The organism is Kiritimatiellia bacterium (assembly GCA_025054615.1).
Classification (GTDB): Bacteria; Verrucomicrobiota; Kiritimatiellia; order CAIVKH01; family CAIVKH01; genus JANWZO01.
The window spans coordinates 50,146-65,111 of sequence record JANWZO010000009.1; the positions used below are offsets into that span (position 1 = coordinate 50,146).

General features: G+C 61.5%; 16 protein-coding genes and 1 tRNA gene. 10 read left to right on the forward strand and 7 right to left on the reverse strand.

The window, feature by feature from the left end; genetic code table 11:
* Window positions 1-13 precede the first annotated feature (13 nt).
* The 7 genes from NZ740_05740 to NZ740_05770 all read right to left on the reverse strand — a co-directional run bounded on the left by NZ740_05740 (window position 14) and on the right by NZ740_05770 (window position 5,535).
* Window positions 14-994 (reverse strand): magnesium transporter CorA family protein, encoded by a 981-nt coding sequence (locus NZ740_05740; GenBank protein ID MCS6771510.1) that lies wholly within the window; start codon window positions 992-994, stop codon window positions 14-16.
* Window positions 994-1,320 (reverse strand): hypothetical protein, encoded by a 327-nt coding sequence (locus NZ740_05745; GenBank protein ID MCS6771511.1) that lies wholly within the window; start codon window positions 1,318-1,320, stop codon window positions 994-996. Before NZ740_05745 ends, NZ740_05740 begins: the two co-directional genes overlap by 1 nt.
* A 108-nt stretch (window positions 1,321-1,428) precedes the next feature.
* Complete coding sequence (locus NZ740_05750) at window positions 1,429-2,724, reverse strand: nucleotide sugar dehydrogenase (protein MCS6771512.1); 1,296 nt, start codon at window positions 2,722-2,724, stop codon at window positions 1,429-1,431.
* A 182-nt stretch (window positions 2,725-2,906) separates the two neighbouring features.
* Entirely contained in the window at window positions 2,907-3,128 is a 222-nt protein-coding gene (locus NZ740_05755) for a hypothetical protein (GenBank protein ID MCS6771513.1), read from the reverse strand.
* 3 nt (window positions 3,129-3,131) lie between these two features.
* Complete coding sequence (locus NZ740_05760) at window positions 3,132-3,452, reverse strand: iron-sulfur cluster assembly accessory protein (GenBank protein MCS6771514.1); 321 nt, start codon at window positions 3,450-3,452, stop codon at window positions 3,132-3,134.
* 697 nt (window positions 3,453-4,149) lie between these two features.
* Window positions 4,150-5,334, reverse strand: coding sequence for a terpene cyclase/mutase family protein (locus NZ740_05765; GenBank protein MCS6771515.1), 1,185 nt, complete (start codon window positions 5,332-5,334; stop codon window positions 4,150-4,152).
* 125 nt (window positions 5,335-5,459) lie between these two features.
* Window positions 5,460-5,535: transfer RNA gene (locus NZ740_05770), tRNA-Ala, on the reverse strand.
* Window positions 5,536-5,726: 191 nt separating this feature from the next.
* On the opposite strand from NZ740_05770, the gene NZ740_05775 reads away from it, so the two are divergent.
* The 10 genes from NZ740_05775 to NZ740_05820 are packed head-to-tail and all read left to right on the forward strand — an operon-like array spanning window position 5,727 to window position 14,904.
* The gene (locus NZ740_05775; GenBank protein MCS6771516.1) at window positions 5,727-6,491 is read left to right on the forward strand and encodes a LysM peptidoglycan-binding domain-containing protein; all 765 of its coding nucleotides are present in this window, start codon (window positions 5,727-5,729) and stop codon (window positions 6,489-6,491) included.
* A gap of 19 nt (window positions 6,492-6,510) precedes the next feature.
* Window positions 6,511-7,254 carry a hypothetical protein gene (locus NZ740_05780; GenBank protein MCS6771517.1) on the forward strand — a complete coding sequence of 248 codons (744 nt, stop codon included), beginning with the start codon at window positions 6,511-6,513 and terminating at the stop codon, window positions 7,252-7,254.
* 3 nt (window positions 7,255-7,257) lie between these two features.
* Entirely contained in the window at window positions 7,258-7,698 is a 441-nt protein-coding gene (locus NZ740_05785; GenBank protein MCS6771518.1) for a hypothetical protein, read from the forward strand.
* 2 nt (window positions 7,699-7,700) lie between these two features.
* Window positions 7,701-8,219 (forward strand): methylated-DNA--[protein]-cysteine S-methyltransferase, encoded by a 519-nt coding sequence (locus tag NZ740_05790; GenBank protein MCS6771519.1) that lies wholly within the window; start codon window positions 7,701-7,703, stop codon window positions 8,217-8,219.
* Complete coding sequence (gene murG, locus NZ740_05795; GenBank protein MCS6771520.1) at window positions 8,216-9,295, forward strand: undecaprenyldiphospho-muramoylpentapeptide beta-N-acetylglucosaminyltransferase; 1,080 nt, start codon at window positions 8,216-8,218, stop codon at window positions 9,293-9,295. Before NZ740_05790 ends, murG begins: the two co-directional genes overlap by 4 nt.
* The gene (murC, locus tag NZ740_05800; GenBank protein ID MCS6771521.1) at window positions 9,295-10,731 is read left to right on the forward strand and encodes a UDP-N-acetylmuramate--L-alanine ligase; all 1,437 of its coding nucleotides are present in this window, start codon (window positions 9,295-9,297) and stop codon (window positions 10,729-10,731) included. Before murG ends, murC begins: the two co-directional genes overlap by 1 nt.
* Window positions 10,728-11,618, forward strand: coding sequence for a D-alanine--D-alanine ligase (locus NZ740_05805; GenBank protein MCS6771522.1), 891 nt, complete (start codon window positions 10,728-10,730; stop codon window positions 11,616-11,618). The genes murC and NZ740_05805 overlap by 4 nt, the downstream gene beginning before the upstream one ends.
* Window positions 11,619-11,631: 13 nt before the next feature.
* Window positions 11,632-12,510 (forward strand): FtsQ-type POTRA domain-containing protein, encoded by an 879-nt coding sequence (locus tag NZ740_05810; GenBank protein ID MCS6771523.1) that lies wholly within the window; start codon window positions 11,632-11,634, stop codon window positions 12,508-12,510.
* Between the two features lies 1 nt (window position 12,511).
* Window positions 12,512-13,717 carry a cell division protein FtsA gene (gene ftsA, locus NZ740_05815; protein MCS6771524.1) on the forward strand — a complete coding sequence of 402 codons (1,206 nt, stop codon included), beginning with the start codon at window positions 12,512-12,514 and terminating at the stop codon, window positions 13,715-13,717.
* Window positions 13,717-14,904, forward strand: coding sequence for a cell division FtsZ family protein (locus NZ740_05820; GenBank protein ID MCS6771525.1), 1,188 nt, complete (start codon window positions 13,717-13,719; stop codon window positions 14,902-14,904). The genes ftsA and NZ740_05820 overlap by 1 nt, the downstream gene beginning before the upstream one ends.
* The last annotated feature ends 62 nt before the right edge of the window (window positions 14,905-14,966 follow it).

Below are 14,966 nucleotides of genomic sequence, written 5' to 3' on the forward strand. Positions count from 1 at the left end.
GCGCCTCCGATCGCTACATCCACCGTTTGAAACGAAGAATGACGTAGATAATTCCCGTCAAAATCGCATTGAGCACAAATATATACACATACGCTCCCTTCCAGTCGTGCGATTCTTCGTTTGGATAGTGCTGCAAATTCATGCCGTAAAAACTGGTGATCACGATGATCGGCAGCGCAAGCGTGGCCAGGACGGTCAGGACCTTCACAACCTTGTTGATCTCGTTCTGCTGGGCGTTGATCTGGAGGGTCATCAGGTTCGTAAGCGAATCGCGATAGGAATCGGCCTGGTGCCCCAGCCGAACGAGTGTGTCGTGGAGGTCGCGGAAATAGGGCAAGAGGTGTGACCGGATGATCTTGAACTCGCCCCGCGCGATCCGCCCGATGACATCGCGCTGCGGACTCAGGATCGACCGAAGCCGCGCCACTTCCGCCTTTAGCCTCAATACGTGCAGCAGGAAATCGTCGCCGCTGGTTTTTAGGAGATTCCTCTCCATTTCTGCGATTTCCATCGAAAGCCGCTCGATGGCGGGATTGTAGCTGTCGAGCAGAAAGTCCAGAAGTGTGTAGGTGAGCCGGTCCGGAGCGCGCGCGACGGCCGCCGCATTTTTCATCACGCGGTCGATGGTCTGCGCGACACTGCGAAGCGGGCGATCATGGTAAGAGACGAGAAAATTTTTGCCGATAAAGATGTTGAGCTCGTGAGTCTCAAACCGATGCTCCGAAGCCACGTAATCGACCGCGTGCATCACCAGAAATAAATAGCCCTCGTATTCCTCGACCTTGGGCTGTTCAGAAACCGATACGCAGTCCTCGATTGCAAGAGGGTGGAAATTGAAAACCTCCTCGAGGAGAAGCCGGTTTTCTTCCGGCGTCGATTGCTCCATGTCGATCCAGATTTGCGCGTCTTCTTCGATCAGCATGACCCGGATAAAGTCCAAACCAGGGTCCTGGGCGACGAGCTTGCCGTTGCTGAAAACGAATGACCGGATCATCAGTCGCGGAGTTGCGGTTGAGATTGGACGTCACCTTCAGACTGCTTTGCAACCGATTGCTTGGCAAGGTCTTTTTCCTCCTGCTCCGGCTCCACCGCGACCGTGAAATAGCGGTTTGCTTTTTTGAAGGGCCGGAATCGGCGCATCGGCCGTCGCAGGTGGGGAAATCGCTTGTGGAACCAGGCGGACATACGCCGGAACGGTCGCACATGGGGCGCCAGGAGCAGTGCGCCGACCGCAATGAGAAGCGATCCGGGGATGAAGGGAATCAACAGGCCGAGCGCACCGAGACCCAGGAGCAGCCACCCCGCAACCTGCCTCTTCATGGAAGACCAACCGATCATCTCTCCAGAATACTTCGGCCTCCCAAGGCACGCCTGCGGTCGGAAAGGCCCCAAGCTATCTGGCTTCTCTCGATGAGCGTTTCCGCCGGCCTAAAGCGAGACGTATCGAAATCCAAGTTTGACCGCCTGGTCTCGAGAGAAAAACTTCTTAATGTCTACAAGGACAGGTGTCCTGCAGACCGCACGAAGATCTTTCAGCTTCAGTTTTTTGAAGGCGTTGTGCTTGTTGATCACTACGATGGCGTCAATATCGCGTGCCTGCTCCGGAGTCGTCGTTTCCAGATTGAATTTTCGCTTGAGAATTTCCGGGGTTCCGAGAGGTTCCCAGGCGGTAACGTGGCAGCCGAACCCGCGGAGATAGGTCACGACGTCCTCCGCCTTGGTGTTGCGGAAATCTGGCACATTTTCCTTGAACGTCATTCCGAGCACCCAGACATTCGCCTCCTTGGGCAGCCGCCCTGCGGCCACCATTTCCCGGATGCACAATTCCCCGACATATGGGCCCATCGAATCGTTGATGCGCCTGCCGGCGAGAATAACCTCGGGGTGATAGCCCAGCATCAGCGCACGGTGCGTCAGATAATACGGATCCACCCCGATGCAGTGGCCGCCGACCAGACCGGGGTGATATTTGTGGAAATTCCACTTCGTTGAGGCCGCCTCGATTACCTCATAGGTGTCTATGCCCATTCGCGCGAAAATCTTCGACAGCTCGTTCATCAGCGCGATGTTGAGATCGCGCTGCACGTTCTCGATAACCTTCGCGGCTTCAGCCGTCTTGATGTTCGAGGCCAGGTGCAGGCCCGCCTTCACAATCTGGCGGTAAAGAGCTGCGCATCGCTTTAACGCTTTTTCGTTGTGGCCGCTGACGACTTTGACCACGTTCGAAACTGTGTGCTCTTTGTCGCCTGGATTCACGCGCTCCGGAGAGTAGGCGAGGTCAAACTCGCCCAGCTTCAGCCCGGAATACTTCTCTAGAATCGGCAGACAGATTTCTTCCGTCACGCCGGGATAGACCGTGCTTTCATATACGACCATGGTGCCGCGCCGCATCACCTTGCCGATCATCTCCGACGAGTGGATCAAGGGATCCAGGTCCGGCTCCTTTGCCAGATTCACGGGCGTTGGGACCGCGACGATAATCGTCGTGCAACGAGCCAGGTCGTGCGGGTCGCTTGTGAACGTCAGGTTTGGATGCTTGAGGTCTTTCGGGTCGGCCTCGCCGGTATGGTCGCGGCCCGACCGCAACTCCTCAACCCGCACGTCCCGAATGTCATACCCGACGACCTCCGTGATCTTCGAAAAGGCGATCGCAAGCGGGATTCCCACATACCCGAGGCCAACAATTCCTACGATCTCCCGGTCCGAGGCGTTTTTTTTCGGCATAGAATTGTTCTCCACTGGTGATTGCGCAGGGCCTGTAATTTACAGACGATGGAAAACGGCTGAAGCAATTTTTACAGAGAATGGAAATTATCGAAGGAGATTGGCCGTCAGCCTTTCCGCATGCCAGGACATGATCCGCCCGGGAATTCTCAGCGCACCGGCGCCGACCCGATGGGGAAACCCTAATTGGCGGGACTGCTTTTGAGTAGACGATCGATGATCACAAACGCGAGAGCCGCCCGCTCATTCCGATTGAGCTTGGATTCGAGCGCCGCAAGTTCCGACTGGATGCGTGGCGAGGATTCCGGATCTTCAAAAGCGAGGCGGAACGCACTTTTGAGCTGGCTCTGATTGATGCAGTAAACAGATTCGCCGCCGAGCAGCTCGATCGGTTTGACCGCCATGCGCTAAACCGAAAAGCTCGCGCCACACCCGCAGGCCTTGACTGCCCTGGGATTCTTGAACCGAAAACCGGACGCAATCAGATCGTCGGAGTAATCGATCTGTAGACCGTCTAGAAACATCGCGCTGTGCGGGTCGGCCACAACTCGGAGGCCGTTTTCTTCAAACAAAATTTGGTCTGTATCGGAAAGCGTGTTGTCGATGCAGGCGGAATACGTCATTCCCGAGCAACCGCCGGCCACAACCGAAATGCGCAGAAAATTTGGGCCGGTTGCCTCGAGCTTGATCAGTTCGGCTTTTGCCTTGTCGCTGATGTAAATCGCCATATCCCTTTTGCTCTCCAACCAATTGCCGACAGATTACGTCGCCATTTCAAGTATGTCAAGCTGGCGTTCGGGACTTCGTCATTACCCTTTGAAAATTTCCCCTTTCTAACTCTGTAGAGACGACGAATAGGCAACGGAGGGAGGCCCGTGCGCTGGGAGAACTTCGCGCAGGGATTGGAACGGGCAAATGAGGCCAATATCGGGATAGCTGTAACGCTCCCTCGAAATGCGGTCGGGGTGGAACCCGATCTTCCAAAGGGGGTGAGGTGGAGGGCGCGGTTCTACCCGCGCCAATCTATCTTCGAGGGTGCCGTTCCACCGGCGACGTCGCGTATTGGATTTGCGGACGCCGTTGAAGGCGTCTCACCATCGAGAAGTTAGGGCACAATTCAACAATAGCCGAGAACGATCGGCGTTGAATCCGACCCTTAGGATGGGAAATGGGCCGGGGTGGGAACCGACTTTCCAGATATTTAGGATCGGGCGGCGCCTTCCCATCCAGTTTATGTAGAGGTTATGGATGGGCGGGCTACGGCATCGCCATCGCAGCCGTTCGTACGGAAAGGATGTGTTTCTAGAGGGTTGTGACTGGTGGTGGTCGGGACGCCGTGAGAGAGGGGCTTTGAATCCTTATCCTCTGGAACAGCCGGTGATCGTCAGACAAAGGCGGTTCGGAATCGAGATTTGAACGCGCTGATCATTTCTGCGGCAACGCCATGTCCAGCGCCAGCAAGCAATACGAAGTCACTAGTACGGGGTCAGCCTCCCACCAGCGCCCTTCATCATTTTTCCAGTAACCGGATCCATCGGGTTCGATCCGCTGCAAGCTGACCAATTTCTTGATCAGTTCTTCGCGCCAATTGATGCGGCGTGAATCGGCAAGATGCAGTACATCCTGGTTCATGATGGCAAGAGCCTTGGCCAGGGTTTGATAGTAATAGTAAAGACCCTGCTGGCCCATCCCCGGGTTTTCATCGAGATTCCAATACTTGAGTGCCCATTCGAAGGCACTTTGCACGCGGGGGTCGGATTTATCGACCTGCGCGTAAATGAAGCTCAACAATCCGGCGTACGTCATGCTGCCATAGGACCGGAGGCGCACCTGTCCTGCTTCGTTCGTGTAGCTACCTGCCATGCTTGAATCCGGCTTGTAAGCGAACCCCCCGTATTCGGCCGGGTCGTCGCTAGCCCACGGCTGGTCGTTCGACTCAGGGCGATTCTGCACGCGTTCGATGAATCGGCGAGCCGCCTCCCAGTTCAGGTCCGCTCGGGCCTCACCTTGCCGACGGAGTTCTTCGACCCGCTCGGTCAGCCGCATGGCCTCGTAGGCGATATAAGAGTTCGATAGGTCCGCGTAGGGCCGCCCCGTGGCTTCATCATATCCCATCCCACCATAGTAAATGTCATCCCCAAAGTGCTGGGTCCCGGCGATGAATTGGCGCGCGCGCTGTACCACCGGTATCAGGTCTTCCCGGCCGACCTCATACAGCGCAACCATGGCGATTGCAGTGTTGTAGTTGCACAACCCGCCGCCCCGCCGTTCCTCGCGGGGCGTCTTGCAAATCGAGCCATTTTCATTGACGCAGGACAAGATGTATTGGACGCCGCGCTCTACCGCGGGTTCAGACCTCGCGCCGTGGCGCACCAGCGCCCAGACGGGAAGCGCAGTCAGTGCCGGGAAATCCGGGTTTGACCAGTATCCCTCGGGGGCCTGCTGGCGAATCAGCCAACGGACCGCGCGGTCCCGCGCCGAGATCGCTTCCCGAGCCAGTGATTCGGAAACGCCGGCCGCAGGCTGCAGTGTGCGGAGAAGGATGGGCGACTCATCGGCAGTCGCGATCGACGCGGATGCAAGCGCCAGACAGGCAATGCTGATTTTCATGACACGGTCTCCGGTTTAAAAATTTTGATTCTCCAGAGTATCGGCAATCTCGACCTGAGGAAACGCCGAAATGGCAAATGCAAAGTCGATGGGAACGGCGATGTGCTGATCCGCGCTGCCCCGATTGGTGGAGGGTAGGAGAGTCGAACTCCCGACCTCGTGAATGCCATTCACGCGCTCTACCAACTGAGCTAACCCCCCAAAACGGGTTGCCCGACATCTGTATCGAAATCAGCATAGGTGCGTCAATGATTGAACGATAGAGTACCTCGCGGGGTTCATTCTAGCTGGCGAAGGGTGCGAGTCAGACCAGGGCTGCAAACCGGCGCGAGCCGCCTATGATGCGGAACGATTGACGGATTTCGGGGCTCGTGCTATCGGGAGGCATGCGCGTGAGTTTTTATTTCGTCGCCTGGTTCGCCATGGCGTTGATCGCTGGTTGCGGGCCCGGGTCTATCCGCGAACAGCGCGAGGAGCGGGACCCCCTCTTGCGCCGCGCGCAGGCCAAAAAGAACGCTGGGGATATCGACGGTGCGATCGAGGCGTACCTTTACGCGATCGAGAAGAGGCCCCGTTCTGCACGCGCCCACCTCGAGCTCGGATGGATTTACGATCACGACCGCAACGATTACCTGCGCGCCGCCTACCATTATCAACGCTTTCTCGAGCTGCGCCCTGACTCCAAGGATCGGGACCTCGTCGAGGGCCTTTTAGAACAGGCCCGGCTTTCCTTCGCGACAACGTTGCCGGAACAGCCGAATGGCGCGGTAAGGCGGATCCGGATGCTCGAAGCGGAGAATGCCGCCCTGCGCGCGGAAATTTCCCGGCTCACCGCTGCGGCCTCTCCGCCGCCGCGCGTCCAAACCGCGTCATCCCCGACTACGGCAGGTCCGGCCTCTGCAGCTATCCCGGCGCCTCCGCCCCCGGCGCCAGGCCCGGCCGTTCAGCCGCCCGCATCAGCGCCCGGCTCGGCACAGCCCGCCACGACCTATACGGTCCAGCCCGGGGATACGCTCTCGCGAATCGCGGCAAAAGTTTACGGCGATTCCAAAAAATGGCAGATCATCTATGAAGCCAACCGTGCGTCGCTGCCCGGCGGTCCGCAAAGCATCAAGGTGGGGCAGACGCTGATCATTCCGAGGGCGGCCGCGCGGTAGGCAAGAAAGGGAGCCGACCATGTCCGGAACTGATTTTTTCGATGATGACCTGATCCGCCAGCGCGACGTGTCAAGGCGGGGCAGGTCTGGGACCGGCGATGATCCCTCTGGGCTAGGTTCTCATGAGGGGAGTGAACTTCCCGCGCGGCCGGTTTCGGATCTGAATCTCACCCGCATGGCGCGGCACCGTAAGGAGGTGGATACGCATGCGGCCATAGCCGCGCAGGAACTCGAGCGGCTTCGCAAACGGCAGGAGCAGTTGGAGCAAGAAAAGCGCGAACTGGAGGAGCTGCGTCGGCGACAGGACGAATATGAGCGTGGCAAACGGGAGATGACCGAAACCCTCAAGCGGAGTCTCGTCGCGCTCGAACGCAAGGAGATTGACGCGCAGCGTACTGTCGAGTTGCTGGCGGACGCGAGAGTCCGATTCAAAGAGCTGCTCGCGGAGGTTGAGCAGCTCAAGGAGGAGGTCTGGCCGGAAGATCGGATTCGTGAGGAGTTGGCAAAAAGTCTCGGCATTCTGGAACAGGCCCGTCTCGAGTACAGCAAGACCATGGCCAAAATTGAGGCCGTCAAGCCGGAAGCCGCGGCTGCATCCGGCAAGCCAACGGTGATCCTCGAGGATCGGTCGGGCGACGCAGAGGATGAAAAGAGCTTCCTGTACTGGCTGAAGGTGGGTCTGGCATTTACGCTGCCGCTCACTGCAGCCATCCTTTTGGTCGGCCTCCTGTTTCTGTTCGCGAGGATCAGCGGGTACTACTGAGCCATGCTCTTCCCAAATCGCGAAAACGCGCTGGAGCGGCGCCTGCGCGAAGTTGAGGAAGAAGAGCGGCGCATCCGGCAACACATCAAGGAGGTCAGCCGTCGCCTCCGAAAAATCGAGCGAGGCCGAGTGGACGACCTCTTGCCGACGCCATTCGTCACGGGGCCGGTTCAGATATCCGCGAGAGGGAGTGCGCCCACGGCCGATCGACCGGAACCGCAATCGAACTCTCCGACGCGCGAAGAATCTCAGGCCACCGTTCCGCCGATGGGGCGGACGACGAATCCGGTGGGTGACGCTCGTTTCCTGCGCTATTTCGCCAGCGGCACCTTCGTCCATTCGCGCCCGCTGGAGCGCGAACGGCGCGTTCTTCGCAACAAGGCCCTTTTCCTGCTTCTCGTCGCGCTGCTGCTCGCGTACCTCGTTTACAGCCTGGTCTTTTAGACATGGCGGACGGCCGCGGGGAAAGCCTGTTGACGATCCACACGACCTGGGGACCGATCCGCTTGGTGGCGAGCCAGGGGCGATTGGCCCGCTGCGTGTTGCCGTTGCAGCAACGACCACGCTCTAAGGCGCCGCGCGTGCTGGCCTCAAGCTGGTCGTCAGCCTCGCCGGCAGACCGATCTGTCCTGCGTGCGGGTGAGAAAATGATCCGAGCCGCGCTGCGCGGAAAAACCGTCGATGCTATTCCTACCCTCGCTGATGACGGATTAACCCCGTTCGCAAAAGCCTGTCGGGCCGCGATGCTCGCCATCCCGATGGGGACAACCATCTCCTATGCCGAACTTGCACGCCGGGCCGGTCGTCCCGGGGCTGCGCGCGCGGCGGGCCAGATTTGCGCGCGCAATCCGTTGCCGCTGATTGTGCCGTGCCATCGTGTTTGCGCGGCAGATCGCTCGCCGGGCGGGTTTTCCGCAGGGCTGGGGTGGAAAATGTGGCTGCTGAAGGCAGAGCGGGCCATATGAACATCGCCGTGGCGTGTGGGGGGACGGGAGGGCATATCTTCCCTGGGCTTGCGACGGCTCAGGAGCTCGTGCGCCGCGGGCACCGAGTCACGCTCTGGCTTGCAGGGAAATCGGGCGAATCGGAGGCGGTCGCGGGCTGGGCCGGACCTGTCGTGCGGCTTCGGGCCAGCGGTTTCGATTCCCGACCGGGCGTTGGGTCGATCCGCGCGGCGTGGTCTCTGCTCCGCGCGGCGGCGGCCGGTCGTTTTGTCATGGCGAAAGACCGGCCGGATGTTGTGCTCGCGATGGGCAGTTACGCCTCGGTCGGACCGGTACTAGCCGCAAGGTCCCTGGGCGTGCCGGCGGTTCTTCACGAATCGAACGTCGTGCCGGGTCGCGCGATCCGCTTCCTCGCCCCACGCGCTGCCGCGGTGGCGATCTCATTTGAGGCTTCCACCTTCTACCTCAGGCGGGCAAATCTTGTTCTGACGGGCATGCCGCTTCGCGCCGAACTGATCGAAGCCGCGCGGTCGCTGCCGCCGCGATCGTTCAACGGCGATCGCGCGACGGTACTGGTGATGGGGGGCAGCGGCGGGGCGAAGCGGCTGAACGAGATGGCGCCCCCCGCCTTGGCGGCCGTGGCGCGGGAGATCCCCTCAATCCGCATCATTCATATCACGGGGCGCGGCCGTGAGTCGGAAGCGCGCAGCTTCTACGACCGGTCCGGGTTGAACGCGGAGGTGCTCGGATTTACAACGGACATGGCCCGAATCTACTCCGAAGCCGACTTCGCGATTTGCCGCGCAGGGGCGGCTACCTGCGCGGAGCTTTCGCTTTTTGGATTGCCCGCCCTGCTGGTGCCTTATCCCCACGCCGTGGCTGACCATCAAACTGCCAACGCGCAGGCGATGGTCAAGTTGGGCGCCGCTGACATGGTGGCGGACGCTGACCTTGCGCCGGGCTGGCTGCAGGAATATCTGCTGGCACGTCTGCGCGATCCGGCCAAACGCGAAGCGATGAGTCGGGCCGCGCGCGCACGGGCGCAACACAAGGCTACAGCTGCGCTAGCCGATCTGGTGGAGCGATGTGCAGCGTAATGGCGGATCGCTCTCCACCCCGATGGGATCGGTTGGCGCCCGCCTACGAACGCGCGTGCCGAATTCTTGCGGCTGTGCCCGGCCCCGTCCACCTTCTCGGCATCTGCGGCGTCGGGATGGCGGGCCTGGCCGTATTGCTGCGGGGACGGGGGCACGTCGTCAGCGGCTGCGATGCAAGTCCCTCGGCGCGGATTGCGGGATTCCTGCGCAAACGAGGCATCGAAGTCCTTCATGGTCACGACCCGGAGCACATCTCTGGCAACGAACAGTTTCTCGTGCGAAGTCCGGCTGTCTCCGAGAGCCACTCGGAATGGCAGGCCGCGGCGGCTGCCGGCCGGCCGTGCTTCGACCGCGGCGAGGTTTTGGCGGCGCTGGTGCGATCCTGCAAGGCGGTCGGCGTATCCGGCACGCATGGCAAAACAACGACGACGGCGATGCTCGTGCACATCCTTCGGCAAGTGCAGGGCTCCGTAAGCTTTGCGGTCGGCGGCGAGATCGACGCCGACGGCACTGTTGCCGACCACGCTCCTGGCGCGCCACTGGTCTTCGAGGCGGATGAAAGCGATGGCACGCTCGTGCTGTACGAATGCGAGCACGCCGTGATCACAAACGTGGAAATGGATCACGCGGATTTTTTTGAAGACGAGGCTTCTCTCGACGCTTGCTTCGGAGCGTTCGCGGCGCGGGTTCGTGGCGAGACCTGGTTTTGTCGGGACGATCCGGGTGCCGTGCGCGCCGCCGAACGCGCCGGCCGGCCGAGAAGCTATGGTTTTGAGCCGGGCGCCGAACTCCGCGCTGAGCGCGTGGAATGCCGTGGTTTGGGGTCGGCGGCTGAGATTTTCGCCGGCGGCCGGCGCATCGGCTCGATGGCCCTGCGCGTCCCAGGGCGCACCAACGTGCTGAATGCGCTCGGCGCGATTGGCGCGTCGATGTCGTTGGGAATTGATCCGGCCTCCGCCATCCGGGCGCTGTCCTCATTTTCGGCCGTGCGGCGTCGCTTCGAGGTGATGCTGGACACTGCGAGGGCGACAATCGTTTCCGATTACGCGCATCACCCCACCGAAATCCGAGCGCTGGTCGCGCAGGCGCAGTTGGGGTTTGCTCCTCGCAGGCTCGTGGCTGTTTTCCAGCCGCACCGATACACGAGGACAGCCCTGCTGGGGTCGCTGTTTCCCGACGCATTCGAAGGTGTCGAACGCGTCATTCTGGCGCCGGTCTATGCAGCGAGCGAGCCGCCCATGCCGGGAGGTTCGCACATCGATCTGGCCGAGCATTTTGTGGCGCGGGGTCGACCTGTGGAAATTGCCGAATCACTGCTTGATGCATGGGACCGGATTCGACACAACTGGCGCGACGGAGATGTGCTCCTTGTGGTCGGCGCTGGCGATGTCGAGAAAATTGCCATGTGGGCCGCCGGCGAATGGAAAACGACATGAACCGAAAATTTCAGCGTGTGGCCGTGTTGATGGGAGGGCCTTCCTCGGAGCGAGAGGTCTCGCTCGCCTCTGGACGCGCCGTCTCCGCGGCCCTTCGCAGCCTCGGATACGAGGTGGCGGATGTGGACGTTCGGGACCGCACGCTGGAGCTGCCGGAGGGGATCGACGCGGTGTTTATCGCACTCCATGGCGAGTTTGGCGAAGATGGCGGCGTGCAATCGATTCTCGAGGCGCGCGGCATCCCCTACACCGGCTCCGGATCGGAGGCCAGTCGTCTGGCGTTCGACAAGATCCTCAGCAAACGGCTCTTCGAGCGGCACGCGATTTCGACGGCGCGGTACGAGGTCCTCAGACGCGGCGGTCGGCGGACCCTTAAGCTGCCCGTGGTTGTAAAGCCGCCGCGCCAAGGGTCGAGCATCGGGCTGAGTCGCGTGATGCAAGAGAGCGACTGGGAGTCGGCAATGGAGACGGCCCTCGCTCACGATACCGAGGTGTTAGTAGAAGCCTTTATTCCAGGCAGGGAATTGACGGTGGGCATCGTGGATGATCAGGTGCTGCCCGTGGTGGAAATTCGGGCTCCGGACGGCTGCTACGACTACCGCGCCAAATACACGAAGGGTTTGACGGAGTACCTCGTGCCCGCGCCGATCTCGCCGGCAGAAACGCGCCGTTGCCAGGAACTGGCATGGCGCACGTTTACCGCGATGGGTTGCCGAGGGATGGGCCGCGTAGACATCCGTTTGACGCCGGAAGGCGAGCCCTATGTACTGGAAATGAACACGATTCCCGGCTTCACCGAAACCAGCCTGCTGCCGAAGGCGGCCCGCGCCGCCGGTCTTGAGTTTGCCGCCCTCTGTGACAAGATCCTGAATCTTGCCCGCTGCTGACGAACCTCCAGGGATGTCGCTGTTTCGCAAATCCGCTTCCAGTTCGAACGTCCGCCGATCGCGGGGACGCGAGAGTGTCCTGGCCGTCAACGCCCGCGGCGGATCGGCGAAGGGCCGCGAACGCGTCCAGAAGACCGCGGCGCTCACGATCCTGTGCCTTGCGCTGCTCGTCACGGGATGGGCGGCCTACGCGGGTTTGTCCGTTGCCGGAGATCATCTCTTCGCCCGAAATGAGCGCTATCGGATCCGACAGATTGACATTTCCACGGACGGCACCCTGCCCATCACGCATCTGCGAGAATACGCTGGCGTGTCCGAGGGGCAGAATTTATTTGCGGTCGACATTCGACAGATCGCGCGGAACATCGAGCGAACGCCTCGAGTCCGGTCGGTCGAGGTCCGCCGTATTCTGCCGGATACGCTTTCGATACGCGTGCGGGAACGAATCCCCTTGGCGCGCGTGGCCGAAGGCGCTGCCGGGGCGCCAACCGGCGTGGATCGGGAGGGCTTCATTCTCGGTCCCGGCGTCGGGCGCGGGCTGCCGATCATTTCCGGTGTGTCGGAGACGGGCCTGTCGCCCGGCAGCGTCCTCACCGATCCGAAAACGCTCGACGCTATTCGCCTGCTTGAAATTTGCGAGCAGTCCAAGCTGGGGCCGTTGCTCCGAATCCAGGCAGTCAACGTCAGGCACCCTGACTATCTCGACGTGGCGCTGGCATCGGGCGCGCGCATCCTGCTCGGCCGCGACAAGTTGGAGTGGCGCCTCGAGAAACTGGCCGATCTGATCCTGACACACCGGGAGCTGGGTTTGGAGATCGAAACAGCCGATTTGACGGTCGACCGGAACTTTCCGGTTCGCACGCGGCCCATCGTGGAGGCGAGGGCGCGCTAACATGCCGTTTCGCGAACAGCCCATCGTGGTGGCCCTGGAACTGGGCACAACCAAAACGCGCGCGGTGGTCGGCGAGGCCCGCGAGGACCAGCATTTGATGGTCCTCGGGGTCGGCGAGTGCCCCTCCCGGGGCATTCGGAAAAGCGAGATCATCGATTTCGACGCTGCTGTCGAATGCGCGCGGGACGCCCTTGCCGCAGCGGAGTCGAATGCGGACGTGGGAATCAAACAGGTGTGCCTGCTGGCGTCCGGGGCGAACATCCGCGCCATTGTCAATCGCGGCAGTATTCCGCTGACCGAGGGCGAAGTCTCCCGCGAGGACATCGAGCACGTGATGGAGACGGCCCGCGCTGTCAACCTGCAGGGCGAATATGAGGTTTTGCATTCGATCTGCCAGCATTTCGAGGTGGATAGCCAGCGGGGGATTATCAATCCCGAGGGCCTCGAGGGCACCAAGCTGGCGGTCGACATGCTCATCCTGCACGCATCGCGGACATGGCTGCGCAATCTCGTGAAGGTTGCGAAAACCGCGGGGGTAGATGTGCAGGATGTCGCGGCCTCGGGGTTGTGCGCTGCGCTGGCCGTGTTGTCTCAGGAGGAGAAACAGCAGGGCGCCGCGGTCATTGAGCTGGGCGGCGGCAGCACGAATTATGTCGCTTACGCGGGGCAGATGATCGCGGCGGCCGGGGCCTTTGCCGTGGGGGGCGATCATGTCACCTACGACCTTGCCTGCGGGCTGAAAATTACGCTCGCCCAGGCCGAGCGCCTCAAAGAGGATTACGGGAGCGCCGTTATTGACCTGCAGCGCCGGGCACAACATGTCGAGCTTGGCCATGAGGCGGCCTCACGGGGGCGGTATGTACGGCTGGGCGATCTTCAGGCCATCACGAATGCGCGCGCGGAGGAAACGCTGTCGCTAGTGCGTGACGAACTGGAGCGCAAGAATCTGCTCCCGTATCTTGGTCGCGGGATTGTTCTGACCGGCGGCGGCAGCTATCTCAGGGACATCCTCGACCTGGCCGAAAAAGTGTTCAATCTGCCGTGCCGACAGGGACGCCCCCGGGACGTGAGCGGCCTGGCCGTTGCGACGGATGGGCCGGAATATGCCAGCACGATTGGCCTGCTCCGCTATGCCCTGCGCTCATCGCGGCAGAGTCGCCGGGGCTGGCTTCAGAATTGGTTCGGCTCCATTTGGGGAGGACGTTGATGGCGTTGCGCGGAAACGGAATGTTGTTTGCCTCCGCCGACGCGCGAGACGCGGGTCGAATCCTTGTGGCGGGCGTTGGCGGGGCCGGATGTAATGCCGTTGCCCTCATGGCCGAACGATGGACGGAGGGGCCCGGTCTGATCGCCATCAACAGCGACGCCCGCGCGCTCGCCACATGCGGGGCGCCCCGCACCCTCTTGATCGGGGAGAAGGCGACCCGAGGCCTCGGCGCCGCAGGTGACGTCGTCGCGGGCCGTCTCGCCGCCGAGGAAAGCCTAGCGTTGATAAAGGACGCTCTCTCCGGCCATGACCTCCTCCTGATGGTCGGCGCGATGGGGCGCGGCACCGGCACAGGCGCGATGCCAGTGATTGCCAGGGCGGCGCGCGACCTCGGGCTGTTGGTATACGCTTTTGTGGCGTTGCCATTTTCGATTGAGGGGGATCGCATTCGCCGCGTGGCGGAAGAGGGGGTCCTGCAGCTTCGCCGCAATGGGGCGGCCGTTGCCACCCTGCCCAATGACCGGTTGATCGCCCTCGCCGGTTCGGAAGCGCCGATGGAAGAGGCCTTCGCCCGGTCGGACGAGATCCTCGCGAACGGCATCCATGCCATCTGGCATTTGCTGTCCCGGACGGGCATCATCAACATCACCTTTGCGGACATCCAAGAATTGGCCGAGCGCAGCGGCGGAACGCTTGCCTTCGGCCATGCGGACGCGCAAGGTCCGGGTTGCGCCGCCGCCGTGCTCCAGAAATTGTTCACCACGCCGTTGTTGGAGGGCGGCCGGCTGATCCGGGAAGCTCAGGGCATCCTCGTCGCCATCGCAGGCGGGCCCGACCTCACCTTGTCAACATACCAGGGCATCGTAGGCCAAATCCAATCGTCAATGCGCGAGGATGCGCACATGACCGTGGGGGTGTTTATCGAGGAATCGCGTCGAAACCGCATCTCAGTCACTGTGCTGACCGCGGAGGCGTGGAGGGAGTTGAGAACGGACCAGGCGACGGGTCCTTCGGACGCTGCCGAACCCGACCGTGACTTGGGTCCGCTCCAGCCCGAATTGAACCTCGGGGATCAACGTCAATTGGACCGGGGTCCGTTTGGCAAAACGACCCCGACGATGATCAACGGGGAGGACCTCGACATTCCCACGTTCATCCGGCGCGGGATAAAACTTTCGTCCGGCTAGCGACAAACCCTTTGGCAGCGGCTCGCTTCGAGCCCCGATATGACCCGCGGAGCAGCTCGCTC